Raw genomic sequence first — 12734 nt, forward strand, 5'->3', positions numbered from 1 at the left:
CACGGTCACGCGTCGCGTTTGCTGATGGACAAGGCGGCGGCTCCCAGTGCGAGCACGACGTAGCTCGCGAGGGCGACCGCCGCTCCCGCCTGCGAAAGCGGCATGCCCGGCAGATCGCCCGCGAGCTGATGCGGCAGGTTCAGCAACAGCACCGACGAAACACTGGTACTCCACGGCGCGGGCAAGAAGAACACCACGACGGGAAGCACGTAGAGCAGCACCGTCATAGTCACGAGCGAACCGGCCGCCGAGCGAATGGCGGTGCCGAGACCGAGCCCGACGAGCGCGACGACCATCACCGTGACAGAGGAAGCCAGCACGTAGGGCACCCCGTCGGAGATCGAGGGCCACGCCGCGATGGGTGCGGGACGGTCGCCGACGATGAGGTCGACGGCAACCAGCATCGCCGAGGAGAGCACGAACCCGACGGCCAGCGCGAGAACACCGACGACAACCGCCTTCGCCGTGAGCAACCGCAACCGTTTCGGCACCGAGACCAACGCGGACCTGATCATCCCGCTGCCGTACTCGGCGGTGATCGCCATCGCGCCGAGCGCACCGAGGCTGAACATCATGAACGGCAGGACCATCACCGACATGTCGGCGCTGCCGAAAGACGCCTGCTCGCCGGGAGGCGCGCTGTCCCAGTCGGCCACCATCAGCACCGAAACGACGCAGCCGATCGCGAACACCGCCGCCGTCGCGGCGAGCAGCCAATACGTCGAGCGAACCGTGCGGACCTTGAGCCATTCCGAAACGACGACGGTCATCGGACACCTCCCTGCGCGCGGTACTCCACCGCGTCATCGGTGATGTCGAGGTACGCGTCCTCCAGCGAGGCACTGCGCGGAGTCAGTTCGTGCAGCAGGATTCCGGCGGCGGAGGCGAGTTCGCTGATGCGCCGCGCCCGCATTCCCGTGACGGACAGTCCGCCTTCGGGCACCTCGTCGACTCGCGCGCCCTCGGACCTGAGCACCCCGGCCAGTTCGGCGTCCGCCCCGGTGCGGACGAGCACGTCCCTCCGGTACTGCTCGGCCAGTTCCGCGATCGAGGTGTCGGCGATGAGCCTGCCCCTACCCACCACGAGCACCCGATCCGCCGTCAACGCCATCTCGCTCATGAGATGACTCGACACGAGCACGGTCCTGCCCTCGTGAGCCAGTGCCCGCATGAGATCCCTGATCCAGCGGATGCCTTCCGGGTCGAGCCCGTTCACCGGCTCGTCGAAGAGCACGACGCCGGGATCGCCGAGCAGAGCCGCCGCGATGCCGAGGCGTTGTCTCATCCCGAGCGAGAAGCCGCCGACCCGCCGCCGGGCCACCTCGCGAAGGCCCACCTTGTCCAGTACGGCGGTGACCCGTGCGTCGCCGAAGCCGTTGCTCCTCGCGAGGCAGCGCAGGTGATTGACCGCGGTGCGTCCCCCGTGCACGGCCCCCGCGTCGAGCAGCGCTCCGACCTCGCTCATCGGCTGCTTCGACGTCGCGTATCGCCTTCCGTTGACGAGTGCTTCGCCGTCGGTGGGCCGATCGAGCCCGAGGATCATCCGCATGGTCGTCGATTTGCCTGCCCCGTTGGGACCGAGAAAACCGGTGACATGTCCCGGTTCGACGGTGAAGCTCAGTCGGTCGACGGCGACGGTCGCGCCGTAGCGCTTGGTGAGTTCTCGTACTTCGATCACCTCATCAACGGTGACCGCGATTCGCTCAGGACACATCGGACCCCAGCGTGAACCGTCCGCTCCAGGTCAGACCTGGGTATGACATCCCACGAACCGACGCGAGCGAGCGGACGACCGGCTAACCTCGTGCCGGTGTCCGATCCCGACGCGAGGCCGCTGCTCACCGGAAAGCTGAACCACAAGCACCTTGTGGCACTCGACGTCATCGCCGCGTTCACACTGTCGGGCACGGCGGCGGGGAACCTCGCCGCCGGATCGTGGGGGCCCGGTGTCGGACTTCCCGCGTGGGTCGCCTGGGTGAGCGCGCTACTCATCGGCATCCCGAGCATGACGAGACGATTCCGGCCCCTCACCTCACTGTGGGCGAGCCTTTTCTACTCGCTGCTGTGTGTGCTCACCGGAGCGCTCGAAGTGGTGTTCTTCGCGATGGTGCTCCCTATGCACACGGTGGCGAGCAGGGAACCGCGAAACCGGTCACTGCCCGCTCTCGCGGTGACTCTGGTCTTCACATTCGTCACGAACTCGGTGCCGGTGCGACCCATGACGCTGGCTGGAATCGTGTTGAGCTGGACCTTGCTCTGCTCGGTGTGGCTGCTCGGCAGGGCGAGCAGGGAACGAAGGCAACTCGCGGCGATCGCGGCCGAGCAGAAGGCCCGCGAGGCCGTGATCGGTGAACGACTCCGGATCGCGAGGGAGCTACACGACGTCGTGGCGCACAACATGAGCATGGTCGCCGTCAAGGCGGGGGTCGCCCACCACGTCGCCGAGCAGCATCCTGCCGAGGCCAAAGAGACGCTGGGCATCATCGAGAGCACGACGAGGGACGCACTCGTCGAGATGCGCCATCTGCTGGGGGTACTACGGTCCGAACAGGAGCAGGGAACCGAACTTTCCCCGGCACCGGGGCTTTCCGGGCTCGTCGAACTCGCCGAACGCGCGAGGTCGACGGGGGTCGAGGTGGAACTGTCGGTGGACGTGAAGGAACCGCTGCCGGAAGGGGTCGAACTGTCCGTCTACCGGATCGTCCAAGAATCGGTGACCAACGTGATGAAGCACGCCGCGCCTGCCCGCTGCACGGTCTCGGTTCGCTCGGAAAGCGGATCGGTGCACGTCGGCGTGCGAGACGACGGCAGCAGGATCACGTGGGGCGCCCAGGGGCACGGCTTGCTCGGCATGCGCGAGCGGGTCGCGGTCTACGGCGGCACGTTCAGCGCCGGCCCTGTCGAGGGAGGCGGTTTCGCGGTGTCGGCTGTGTTGCCCCATGGCTGACATCAGGGTCGTCGTAGCCGACGACCAGGCACTCGTGCGCGGCAGCTTCGGGATGCTGGTCGGTAGTTCCCCAGGGCTGAGCGTCGTCGGCGAAGCGGGCAACGGGGTCGAGGCGATCACCGTCGCGAGGAAACAACAACCCGACGTCGTGCTCATGGACGTCCGCATGCCGGACATGGATGGCATCGAAGCGACCCGCCACATTTGTGGCACGGCGCAGACGAACGGAGTGAGGGTGCTCATCCTGACCACGTTCGACCTCGACGCGTACGTGTTTTCCGCGTTGCGGGCAGGAGCGAGCGGGTTTCTGCTCAAGGACACCCCACCTGCCGACCTGCTTGCCGCGATCAGGATCGTCGCCGACGGCGAGGCCCTGCTCGCGCCGAGCGTCACCCGCAGGCTCATCGCGGAGTTCACCAGCACCCCGCCGTCGCCCCGGCCGTTCGCGCGAGGGCTCGACGGCGTGACGGACAGGGAAAAGGAGGTGCTGCTGCTCGTCGCGAGTGGCCTTTCGAACCAGGAGATCGCCGCCGAGTTGCGGGTCAGCCTCGCCACGGTCAAGACGCACATCGGCAGGTTGCTCGCGAAGCTCGCAGCCCGCGACAGGGCTCAACTCGTGATCGTCGCCTACGAAAGCGGGTTGATGCACCACTGAGCTTTGCAAGAAAAGTTGCCTGTTGTACTCTGACTGCAATAGAGGAGGCAGGGATGATCAGGCATTCAGCGACCCTCGCGCTGAACGAGCGACTGAGGGCAAAGCAAGCTGCGGGCGAACGAGTACTGCACCTCGGGTTCGGCGAAGCGGGCCTTCCGGTGCTGCCCGAGGTCACGGAAGTACTCACCTCGGCACGGAGACGCAACGAGTACAGCCCCGTCGCGGGAACAGCCGAAGCGCGCGCCGCCGCTGCCGGTTACTTCACGCGGCGCGGCATCCCCACCGAACCTGATCACATCGTTCTCGCGCCCGGTAGCAAACCCTTGCTGTTCACGCTGCTCACGATCCTGCGTGGCGATCTCGTCCTGCCAAGCCCCTGCTGGGTCAGCTACGCGGCGCAGGCCGCGATCGTCGGCAAACGGGTACTGTCCGTCGACGTTCCGGCCGAGAGCGGTGGAGTTCCCGACCCGGAACGACTCGAAAGGGCGTTGCAGGAGGCCAAGGCGGCAGGCCACACGCCGGGCATCCTGCTGCTGACGCTGCCGGACAACCCGACCGGCACCGTCGCGGCCCCCTCGCTCGTCAAGGATGTCTGCGCCGTGGCGGCATCCCACGGACTCACCGTGCTCTCCGACGAGATCTACCGCGATCTCGTCCACGGCGAACAGCAGGTGCACAGTCCGGCTCTCGAACTGCCCGAACAGACCGTCATCACGGCGGGGCTCAGCAAGAACATGGCGCTCGGCGGCTACCGCATCGGCTTCGCGAGGATCCCCGATCCCGAACTGCGGTCCTCGACCGTCGGCGTGGCAAGCGAAATCTGGTCGAGCCTGCCCGCGCCGATGCAAGAAGTAGCGACATATGTGCTGAACGAACCCGATCCGGTTCGGGAGCACGTCAAGGCGAGCGTGGCACTGCACTCCGCCGTGGCCAACGCCGCGCACACCGCGTTCACGGCCGCCGGAGCGACCTGTCGACCACCCGAGGCCGGATTCTACCTCTACCCCGACCTCGAACCCTTGCGAGAAAAGGGCTTTCGCAGCGGCGCTCAGCTCGCCGGCCACCTGCTCGACCAGCACGGCGTCGGTGTGCTCGCCGGCGCGGAGTTCGGCGACGACCCCGCCGCGCTTCGCTTTCGCGCGGCCACCAGCCTGCTCTACGGCAACGATTCCGACCAGCGCTGGGCTGCTCTGCGTAGCACCGACCCCGTCTCGCTGCCCTGGATCGCCGAGTCACTGACGCAATTGCGCGACGTGTTGTCCGCCGTTTTCCACGGTGAGTAGACGAAGAAGAGAACCCGCAGGAACTTCAAGCACCTCTTCCAGATAATGCAGTGCCGCAAGGGACCCTGGCCGTTCCGGACGGCATCGGCCGGATTGCCAATGGCTCAATGTCGCCAGGCTCACCGGTACGCCTTTGCGGCGCAACCGATACTGGATCCGTTCGAGTCCGAGACCACGTGCCCGGATTGCCGCTCGCAGCGCCACCGCGAAGGGGCCGGTAGCCAACAACGCCTCGACCTCGCGTGTGGCGTCGGCCCCCCTGTCCGTTTGTTGTGTTCGCTGACCGGTCATCTTGGCTCCCGCTCATTGGAGAACCGGTGCAGCGTATGAGACGGGAGAACGCCGAGGTAAGAGGCAAAAGTCCCTTGTCAAGCTCCTTGTAGCCGCTCGATGACGGCGGCGAACTCGGTCAGATACATCGAGCTGACCGTGAAATAGGAAATACCGAACTCCTCGCGTCGCCTGAGCAACGTCTCGGCCCCTTCCTCAGGCGTTCCCCTCAACAACGTCACCGCTCCGGCGCGACGCAGTTCCTCGTCGGAAGTGCCGGTCCATTTTTCGAGCCACGGCGCGGGCTTGTCTCCGACGGAAAGGAGGTTGGCGGCTATTTCGATCTCCGAAAGCCGATTTCCAGCCTTCTCCCTTACTCCATCCACAATGGATCGCGCAGCCGACTCGGTGGTGTTCGGCATCCAGGCGAGAGCGAGAATGTCGGCTTCGCGCGTGGCGAGCGACTGCATTTTCGGCCCGCCCGCCGCGAGCATCAGCGGCGGTCGGTCGGCCTGCGCCTTGAGGTATCCGACGGTTTCGGCGAGTTCGCCGACCCTGCGGCCGGGAGAGTCGTAGGGAACCCCAAGTCGCTCGGCGAAACCGCCGTTGTCAGGACGGCCCGTTCCGATGCCGAGTTCGAACCGTCCTCCTGACAACTCGTGCAGGCTCCGCGCCTGCCAATCGAGCATTCGCCGATCGCGGAAGGCATCCACGAGCACGAAGGTGCCGACGTGGAGAGTGCTGGTGACCGCGAACGCGGCGGACACGACGGTCATCGGATCCTTGCCCATCAGCGGGTCAGGCGTCAGTACGGTGTCGAATCCCAGATCCTCCGCCTGCCTTGCGAGATCGACGAACGAACTCAGGTCCGCGACTCCGGCGACGAGGCCGAAGCGGAAGGGGCGCTCAGTCATACCCTGATCATGCTCCTGGCATGGCTCGGCGCGCATCCGTCCGCGAGCGGTATTCGCGGCTACGTTCCTCGCCGTATCCCCGATATTCCCGGCGGGAAGACGGATCTCGCCGTCCTGGACGGGGACACGCGGGTTACCGCACGGCTACGGAAAGCGCCTGCGCGATTTCCTTGCCGAGCGCGTGTGTCGTCGCTTCCTGCGCGGCTCCGATCCGCACCACGATGGGCCCGCCGAACGGCTGCCGCTCGACGACCTCGATGCGCTCCCCGAGCGCGATGGCGTGCTCGGCGAGGTACCGCAGCAGGTCGGGATCGGTGTCCCAGACCCTGACGATTTCGCCGATCGCACCTGCGGGCAACTCGTCGAGCAGCCGGGTCGACAGCTCCTCGATACTGCCGTCGACAGCGGGAATCGGGTCGCCGTGCGGATCACGGACAGGGTTGCCCAGCTTCGCCGCGATGCGCTCGACCAGCAGATCCGACACGACGTGTTCGAGCTGGTCGGCCTCGCTGTGCACCTCGTCCCACGTGTAGCCGAGCTCGGAAACGAGGTACGACTCGATGAGCCGGTGCCTTCGCAGGACGGAACGGGCAAGCAACCGGCCGTCGGGGGTCAACTCGATGCCGCGGTAGGGGACGTGTGCGACCAGGCCCTGCTGGGACAGTTTCGTGACCATGCCCGACGCCGAGGAAGGGCTCACTTCGAGCCTGCCGGCGAGCGACGTGTTGGTAACCGGCTCACCACGCTCCGCAAGGCCGTAGATCGCCCGCACATAGTCCTCTATCGAGGACGAGCGCCGGTTCGAGTCGTCAGCCATGGTGTCCACGATACGGGTCATCCGGACGTCCTGATCTCCTCAGGTGGGCAGCCAGCGGTACTTGATCCACTCCGGTGCGGGCTCGGCTCCGAGCTTGGCGTAGAAGGCGGCCGCCCGTTCGTTTCCCTCCTGCATTTCCCACTCGACCCTGCCTTCGGTCCTCGCCCTCAGCTCGGTGAGCAGGGCTTTGCCGAGCCCGTGCCTGCGAAACTCCGGCCGCACGAAGAGATCGTCGAGCCAGATGCCCGGCTTGGCTTCCCAGGTGGAGAAGTTCCACGAGCACAGCGCCATTCCGGCGACGGCGCCGTCCGCCTCCGCGATCAGCACCCACGCTTTCGGGGAGTCACCGAAGAGATGCCGCGCCATGTCGGCGCGGTCGAGCCGCAGCTCGTCGTTACCCTCGTATCTCGCGTGCTCCTCGATGAGCGCGCAGATCTGTTCGGTGTCCTCCGGTACCGCATCCCTCACAACCATGAGAAAAGAGACTATCGATCGATCGATCGCGTCGCTACGGTGGAACCATGGAGACCACCGTTGAACTGGCCGTCGACGACGGTGTCGCACTCGTCTGGCTGAACCGTCCGGACCGGCTCAACGCCGTTTCACCCGAACTCGTCGATGACCTGATCAGGACGCTGAGGGCCGTCGCCGACGACGACACGATCGGGGCGGTCGTGCTCGCGGGAAGGGGAAGGGCTTTCTGCGCCGGTCATGACCTGAAAGCGGCAGCCGACCCCGGCGACGAGTCGCGGAAGCGGATCGAGCGACTACAGGAGGTCACCCGCCTGTTGCGCGGTCTCCCTCAGCCGGTGATCGCGGCGGTGCACGGCTACGCGATCGGAGCCGGTGCCGAGTTCGCGCTCGGCTGTGACCTCGTCATTGCCGCCGACGACGCGGTGTTCGCCTTTCCCGAGGCCGGTCTGGGGCTCAGCGTCACCGGCGGGGCTTCACGGCTGCTCCCGCTGCTCGTCGGCCCGCTCAAGGCCAAGGAACTGATCCTGCTCGGGGAACGCGTCGACTCCGCGACGGCCAAGGGCATGGGCCTCGTCAACCGCAGGGTCGGCAAAGAGGACCTGCTCGACGAGGCAATGACCTTGGCGAACCGGCTCGCCGGTCAGCCGCGTTCTTCGGTCACCCTCGCCAAGCGCGCACTGGACAGGGGCATCGACAGTGCCGTCGAAACCGCGCTGGAACTGGAGGTCAGCCACGCTCTGCTGACTGAGAACTCACCGGCTGTCACCGAGTCGATCGAACGGTTCAGAACCGATGACTGAACCAGCCACGCCGACTGACCTGCTCGGCCTGCTGCGGGCCGCCGCGGCGGCCTGGCCCGGCCGCGACGCGTGGGTGTTCGACGAGACGGGGCAGCGGCTGACCTTCGCCGACGTCGACCGTCGCAGCGACGAGTTCGCCTCCGCCATCGCCGCGCTCGGCGTTGTCGCGGGCGAGCGGGTCGCGGTGATGCTGCGAAACCAGCCCGAGTTCCCGTTGCTGTGGCTCGCGCTCTGCAAGATCGGCGCGATACTGGTGCCGGTCAACACCGGTTACCGGGAAGCCGATGGCGCACACGTACTCGCCCACTCCGGCGCGAGGCTCGTCGTCACCGATGACGAATTCGCTCCCCTGCTCGACGCGATCGCGCCCGGCGCATCCGTCGTGACGGTCGCCGAACTGCGGCCGTCGATCGAGGTACCGAGATTCGCGGCGACTCCGGAGTCGCCGACCAACATCCAGTACACATCGGGCACGACGGGCTCACCGAAGGGTTGTGTACTGCCGCACCGCTACTGGACGGCGCTCGCCTCCGAACTCGTGAACGGCTTCCCGCGCATCGCGGGCGACGATGTCCTGCTCACCGCGCAACCCTTCCACTACATCGATCCGCAATGGAATGTCGCGTTAGGACTCGCCTCCGGCGCGACACTCGTCGTGCTCGACCGGTTCCACCCTTCGACGTTCTGGGCGAAGGTCCGCGAGTACGATGTCACCTGGTTCTACTGCCTCGGCATGATGCCGACCCTGTTGCTTCGCATGCCGGAATCGCCTTCCGACACCGAGCACAGGGTGCGCGCGATCTCCGCATCCGCCATTCCGGCCGAGTTGCACGCCGCGCTGGAACGGCGATGGGGCGTGCCGTGGTTCGAGGCGTTCGGGATGACGGAAACGGGATCGGACATCCGCATGACGCCGGAGGACCACGACGAGTTCGTGGGAACAGGATGCCTCGGAAGGCCGGGAACACTTCGAGAGGTCATGATCGGCGACGAGGAGGGAAACCCGGTGCCGAGAGGTATGAAGGGGGAACTGCTGATCAGGGGTGTCGGGCTCATGCACGGCTACCACGCCGACCCAGGCGCGACGGCGAGCGCCTTCCGGGGCGGCTGGTTCCGTACCGGCGATCTCGCGAGAATGGACGGCGAGGGCAGGGTCTTCCACCTCGGCCGCACCAAGGACATGATCCGCCGTAGCGGCGAGAACATCTCGGCGGACGAAGTGGAGCGAACGTTGCTGGCACACGAGGGCGTCGCGGCCGCCGCGGTACTCGCCGTTCCCGACGAGGTCAGAGGCGAGGAGGTCAAGGCATACGTCGTCGTCGCGGAAGGCCACCGGGTCGACGCGGGCCTGCTCGCCGACTTCTGCGCGCGACGGCTGGCCTCCTTCAAGGTCCCGCGCTACTGGGCGTTCGTGGACTCACTTCCGATGACACCGTCGGAACGGGTCGCCAAGGGCGAATTGCGCCGGGCGAGCGACGATCTGCGCGAGGGCAGCTACGACAGGATGTCCGGAACATGGCTGTGACGACGAGGGAACGAGTCAAACGGGCCGCGGTGAAGCTGTTCGCGGACAAGGGTTTCCACGGCACCGGAATCCGGGATCTCGCCCAGGAGGCGAAGCTGTCCTCGGCGAGCCTGTACCACTACATGGGCACAAAGGAGGAGTTGCTTGCCGAGATCATGCGCGACAGCCTGGGCGCGTTGCTCGAATCCGCGAAACAAGCCGTCGCCGATGTCACCGACCCCCGGCAACGCCTCTCAAGGCTCGTCGCGCTGCACGTCACGACGCACGCGAGACAGCCGAAGGAGACCAGGGTGGTCGACCACGAGATTGGTGTCCTCTCGCCGAAGGCGCGGCGTACCGTCGTCGGATTGCGTGACGAATACGAGCGACTGTGGTCCGACGCGATCGCCGACGGCGTCCGCGAAGGCGTCTTCGACACCGCCGAACCCACCATCACCCGAATCGCCCTTCTGGAGATGTGCAATGGTGTGGCCAGGTGGTATTCGCCGAAGGGCACGCTCGGCCTCGACGCGCTGGCCGGGCATTATGTGCGACTCGCCATGCGCGCGCTAGGGGTGAGCGACGGCCGCCACGCTGTGTCCTGACGAACCCTAAGCTTGCCCCGGCGCCGATGCTGAGGGACGCTCGTGGGGTGAGTGAGGAAACAATCCAGCTCGAACTCAACGATGCGGGTGTCGCACCGGGTCTTCCACTCCCAACCGACCCACGCGATCAGGTGCAAGACGTCCCTTACCGCCCGGTCGAGTTCCGCGACGACGATCTTTCAGCAGCATTGGAGCGCTGCGCCGACTGGCTCAGGAAGGCGGGGCGGTGGCTAGGCGAACCCGTGGACGTCATCTCCATCCACCTCGACTACGACGAACGGGATGGCTTCCCGTATTACGACGTCAAGCTGTTGTGCAATGAGGAAGACCTCGCGGGAGCGCCGCTGGCGCTACGAGAACACGGCGATACCGTTCCTTCTTGATTCATGATCCTCGCTGTGGGGGCGCGTTGCCGCGTGCCCCCGCAGCGCGACCTGATCCGCGGCGGATGCCTTCTCAGCCGAGCACTCCGCCGACTTTGGCGTGGCCTTTGAGCAGGTTCCTCGCGATGGTGCGGCGCTGAATCTCGTCGGTTCCCTCGTAAATGCGCAGCAGGCGCAACTCCCGGTACCACCGCTCGATGGGCAGTTCCCTCGTGTAGCCCATGCCACCGTGAATCTGAAGCACCCTGTCGACGATCTCGTTGGCCTTGATCCCGCCGTAGAGCTTGGCGATCGACTGCGCGTGCCGCGAGTCCATTCCGGAATCGACCTGCCATGCCGCGTGCAGCACGAGCCAGCGCAGCGCCTCGATCTCCACCCCCGAGTCCGCGACCATCCATTGGATGGCCTGCCGCTCCGCCAGTCGTTCGCCGAAGGTCTGCCTGGTGTTGGCGTGTTCGATGGCCATGCCGAGCAACCGTTCGCAGGAACCGATCGCCCGGGCCGGCAGCAGGTAGCGCCCCCTGCCGATCCATTGCATCGCGAGCGCGAAGCCCTGCCCCAGCTCGCCGAGGATCTTGCTCTCCGGCACCCTGACGTCCTCGAAGATCAGCGATGCGGGGCCCCACTCGCCCATCGTGTCGATGTACTCGGAGCGCCAGCCCATGTCCCTGTCCACGAGGAAGCAGGTGACCCCGCCTTCGGCTCCCTTGCCGGGGTCGGTGATGGCGAAGACCATGGCGAAGTCGGCTTCGTTGCCGCCGGTGATGAAGGTCTTCTCGCCGTTGATGATCCAATCGGCGCCGTCCTTGCGCGCGGTGGTCCTGATGGCCTTCGCGTCGGAGCCCGCGCCTGGCTCGGTGATCGCGAAGCACGAGCGGCGCTTGCCTTCGATCGTCGGCAGCAGATACTCCTGCCGCTGCTCCTCGTTGCCGTGGAAGAGGATGTTGTCGGCGGCGCCGCCGAACCGGAACTGGACGAACGTGCGGCCGAGTTCGGCTTCGAGCAACGCGGTCATGACGGCGGAAAGCCCCATGCCGCCGTAGGAGACCGGGGTCTGCACGCCCCAGAACCCCGAATCCCTCGCTTTGAGTTGCAGTTCGGTCAGCTCGTCACCGGTGAGCCCCTGCTGCCCTGCTCTTTCCCTGCGAAGCACCTCTTGTTCGAGGGGGACGAGCTCGCGCTGGACGAAGGTACGCACCCAGTCGCGGATCTCGCGCTCTTCGACGCTCAGGCTGAAATCCATCGCCGCACGACTCCCTCTACTAAGCGGTTGCTTAGCAATCACGGTAGCTGACCGCACGCCGTAGCGGCAGCCCCTCGCGAGCCCGTAGGTTCTGAAGGCGTGATCGACTGCGAGGTGTGGTGGGCACGGCCGCTGCCGGGAACCGATGCGCTGACGGCGTTGCTGACCAGCGCGGAACGCGAACGCTACGAGACCTACCGCCGTGAGGAGGACAGCAGGCGCTTCCTCACCGGGAGGGTGCTCGCCAAGACCGCGGCAGGGGACCGGCTCGGCCTTCCGGCCTCCTCCGTCGAGTTCGACGCCACCTGCGAGGACTGTGGCAAACAGCACGGACCACCCCGAGTCGTGGGCGGCGGTGTCGCGCTGTCGATCTCGCATTCCGGCGACCGGGTCGGCGTCGCGGTGACCTCGGGCGAGCCGGTCGGCCTCGACGTGGAGACCACGAAACGCAACGCCGACGACGCGCTGCTGGAGTACGCGCTCAACGAGCGCGAGACCGCGGAACTGGCCGGACTCTCAGCCGACGAGCGGGCAGCGGCGTTCTTCGTGTACTGGACGCGCAAGGAAGCGGTCATGAAGGCGACGGGAAGGGGACTTCGCATCCCGTTGCGGAGCCTCACCATTTCCGCGCCGCACGGGAAACCCGAACTGATCGCCTCTGGTGAGGACACGCTCGCTCCCGAGGCGACGAGGATGGCCGACCTCGACCCCGGCGACGGTTACCGGGCAGCGGTGGCCGTGCTGACCGGCGACGAACTCTCCGTCGTCGAGCGATGGTGGGAACCATCCGAGGTGTGGCGCGGTTAACGCGGGGCACCCCGGTTTCCCGGCGGACAATG

The 12734-nt window shown here is 66.5% G+C and carries 15 protein-coding genes; 8 read left to right on the forward strand and 7 right to left on the reverse strand.

The features are described from left to right. Nucleotides 1-5 precede the first annotated feature (5 nt). Entirely contained in the window at nt 6-770 is a 765-nt protein-coding gene (locus BAY61_RS27780; RefSeq protein WP_091803565.1) for an ABC transporter permease, read from the reverse strand. After that, a complete protein-coding gene (locus tag BAY61_RS27785) occupies nt 767-1678 on the reverse strand; it encodes an ABC transporter ATP-binding protein (RefSeq protein ID WP_091803989.1) in 912 nt (303 codons plus the stop codon). Before BAY61_RS27785 ends, BAY61_RS27780 begins: the two co-directional genes overlap by 4 nt. 132 nt (nt 1679-1810) lie before the next feature. Between BAY61_RS27785 and BAY61_RS27790 the strand changes: the two genes are divergently transcribed. Genes BAY61_RS27790 through BAY61_RS27800 form a run of 3 tightly spaced genes read left to right on the forward strand, consistent with a single transcriptional unit; the run spans nt 1811 to nt 4885 of the window. Then, nucleotides 1811-2947 (forward strand): sensor histidine kinase, encoded by a 1137-nt coding sequence (locus BAY61_RS27790; protein ID WP_170140174.1) that lies wholly within the window; start codon nt 1811-1813, stop codon nt 2945-2947. Beyond that, nucleotides 2940-3602, forward strand: a complete 663-nt coding sequence (locus BAY61_RS27795; protein ID WP_091803559.1) for a response regulator — start codon at nt 2940-2942, stop codon at nt 3600-3602. Before BAY61_RS27790 ends, BAY61_RS27795 begins: the two co-directional genes overlap by 8 nt. Nucleotides 3603-3655: 53 nt before the next feature. Next, nucleotides 3656-4885 carry a pyridoxal phosphate-dependent aminotransferase gene (locus BAY61_RS27800; RefSeq protein WP_091803557.1) on the forward strand — a complete coding sequence of 410 codons (1230 nt, stop codon included), beginning with the start codon at nt 3656-3658 and terminating at the stop codon, nt 4883-4885. Here BAY61_RS27800 and BAY61_RS27805 read toward each other — a convergent pair. From BAY61_RS27805 to BAY61_RS27820, 4 genes are all read right to left on the reverse strand, one after another. After that, nucleotides 4835-5176, reverse strand: coding sequence for a transcriptional regulator (locus tag BAY61_RS27805; RefSeq protein ID WP_091803554.1), 342 nt, complete (start codon nt 5174-5176; stop codon nt 4835-4837). The genes BAY61_RS27800 and BAY61_RS27805 overlap by 51 nt on opposite strands. 77 nt (nt 5177-5253) lie before the next feature. Further along, the gene (locus BAY61_RS27810; protein ID WP_091803553.1) at nt 5254-6069 is read right to left on the reverse strand and encodes an LLM class flavin-dependent oxidoreductase; all 816 of its coding nucleotides are present in this window, start codon (nt 6067-6069) and stop codon (nt 5254-5256) included. Nucleotides 6070-6202: 133 nt separating this feature from the next. Beyond that, on the reverse strand, nt 6203-6886 hold the full coding sequence (locus BAY61_RS27815) for a metal-dependent transcriptional regulator (protein ID WP_091803987.1): 684 nt from the start codon (nt 6884-6886) through the stop codon (nt 6203-6205). Between the two features lie 39 nt (nt 6887-6925). Next, nucleotides 6926-7360, reverse strand: coding sequence for a GNAT family N-acetyltransferase (locus BAY61_RS27820; RefSeq protein WP_091803550.1), 435 nt, complete (start codon nt 7358-7360; stop codon nt 6926-6928). A 47-nt stretch (nt 7361-7407) separates the two neighbouring features. Here BAY61_RS27820 and BAY61_RS27825 point away from each other — a divergent pair, with 47 nt between their 5' ends. From BAY61_RS27825 to BAY61_RS27840, 4 genes are read left to right on the forward strand one after another with little or no spacing between them, the layout of a single operon-like run. Further along, nucleotides 7408-8160, forward strand: a complete 753-nt coding sequence (locus tag BAY61_RS27825; RefSeq protein WP_091803547.1) for an enoyl-CoA hydratase/isomerase family protein — start codon at nt 7408-7410, stop codon at nt 8158-8160. Continuing rightward, nucleotides 8153-9685: an AMP-binding protein gene (locus BAY61_RS27830; RefSeq protein WP_091803544.1), complete on the forward strand. Its 1533-nt coding sequence runs from the start codon at nt 8153-8155 to the stop codon at nt 9683-9685. Before BAY61_RS27825 ends, BAY61_RS27830 begins: the two co-directional genes overlap by 8 nt. Continuing rightward, entirely contained in the window at nt 9676-10269 is a 594-nt protein-coding gene (locus BAY61_RS27835; RefSeq protein ID WP_091803540.1) for a TetR/AcrR family transcriptional regulator, read from the forward strand. Before BAY61_RS27830 ends, BAY61_RS27835 begins: the two co-directional genes overlap by 10 nt. Before the next feature lie 47 nt (nt 10270-10316). Beyond that, nucleotides 10317-10652, forward strand: coding sequence for a hypothetical protein (locus BAY61_RS27840; RefSeq protein ID WP_091803984.1), 336 nt, complete (start codon nt 10317-10319; stop codon nt 10650-10652). Between the two features lie 73 nt (nt 10653-10725). Here the strand turns inward: BAY61_RS27840 and BAY61_RS27845 are convergent, their stop codons facing one another. Continuing rightward, nucleotides 10726-11895, reverse strand: coding sequence for an acyl-CoA dehydrogenase family protein (locus tag BAY61_RS27845; protein WP_091803537.1), 1170 nt, complete (start codon nt 11893-11895; stop codon nt 10726-10728). Nucleotides 11896-11994: 99 nt separating this feature from the next. Here BAY61_RS27845 and BAY61_RS27850 point away from each other — a divergent pair, with 99 nt between their 5' ends. Beyond that, the gene (locus tag BAY61_RS27850) at nt 11995-12702 is read left to right on the forward strand and encodes a 4'-phosphopantetheinyl transferase family protein (protein WP_091803534.1); all 708 of its coding nucleotides are present in this window, start codon (nt 11995-11997) and stop codon (nt 12700-12702) included. The last annotated feature ends 32 nt before the right edge of the window (nt 12703-12734 follow it).

This window comes from Prauserella marina, from assembly GCF_002240355.1.
GTDB lineage: Bacteria > Actinomycetota > Actinomycetes > Mycobacteriales > Pseudonocardiaceae > Prauserella_A > Prauserella_A marina.

Bases quoted from the DNA above. Each gene is read 5' to 3' on its own strand.
- BAY61_RS27780 (WP_091803565.1), bottom strand. From the start codon at position 770: ATGACCGTCGTCGTTTCGGAATGGCTCAAGGTCCGCACGGTTCGCTCG.
- BAY61_RS27795 (WP_091803559.1), top strand. From the start codon at position 2,940: ATGGCTGACATCAGGGTCGTCGTAGCCGACGACCAGGCACTCGTGCGC.
- BAY61_RS27800 (WP_091803557.1), top strand. From the start codon at position 3,656: ATGATCAGGCATTCAGCGACCCTCGCGCTGAACGAGCGACTGAGGGCA.
- BAY61_RS27805 (WP_091803554.1), bottom strand. From the start codon at position 5,176: ATGACCGGTCAGCGAACACAACAAACGGACAGGGGGGCCGACGCCACA.
- BAY61_RS27810 (WP_091803553.1), bottom strand. From the start codon at position 6,069: ATGACTGAGCGCCCCTTCCGCTTCGGCCTCGTCGCCGGAGTCGCGGAC.
- BAY61_RS27815 (WP_091803987.1), bottom strand. From the start codon at position 6,886: ATGGCTGACGACTCGAACCGGCGCTCGTCCTCGATAGAGGACTATGTG.
- BAY61_RS27820 (WP_091803550.1), bottom strand. From the start codon at position 7,360: ATGGTTGTGAGGGATGCGGTACCGGAGGACACCGAACAGATCTGCGCG.
- BAY61_RS27825 (WP_091803547.1), top strand. From the start codon at position 7,408: ATGGAGACCACCGTTGAACTGGCCGTCGACGACGGTGTCGCACTCGTC.
- BAY61_RS27830 (WP_091803544.1), top strand. From the start codon at position 8,153: ATGACTGAACCAGCCACGCCGACTGACCTGCTCGGCCTGCTGCGGGCC.
- BAY61_RS27835 (WP_091803540.1), top strand. From the start codon at position 9,676: ATGGCTGTGACGACGAGGGAACGAGTCAAACGGGCCGCGGTGAAGCTG.
- BAY61_RS27845 (WP_091803537.1), bottom strand. From the start codon at position 11,895: ATGGATTTCAGCCTGAGCGTCGAAGAGCGCGAGATCCGCGACTGGGTG.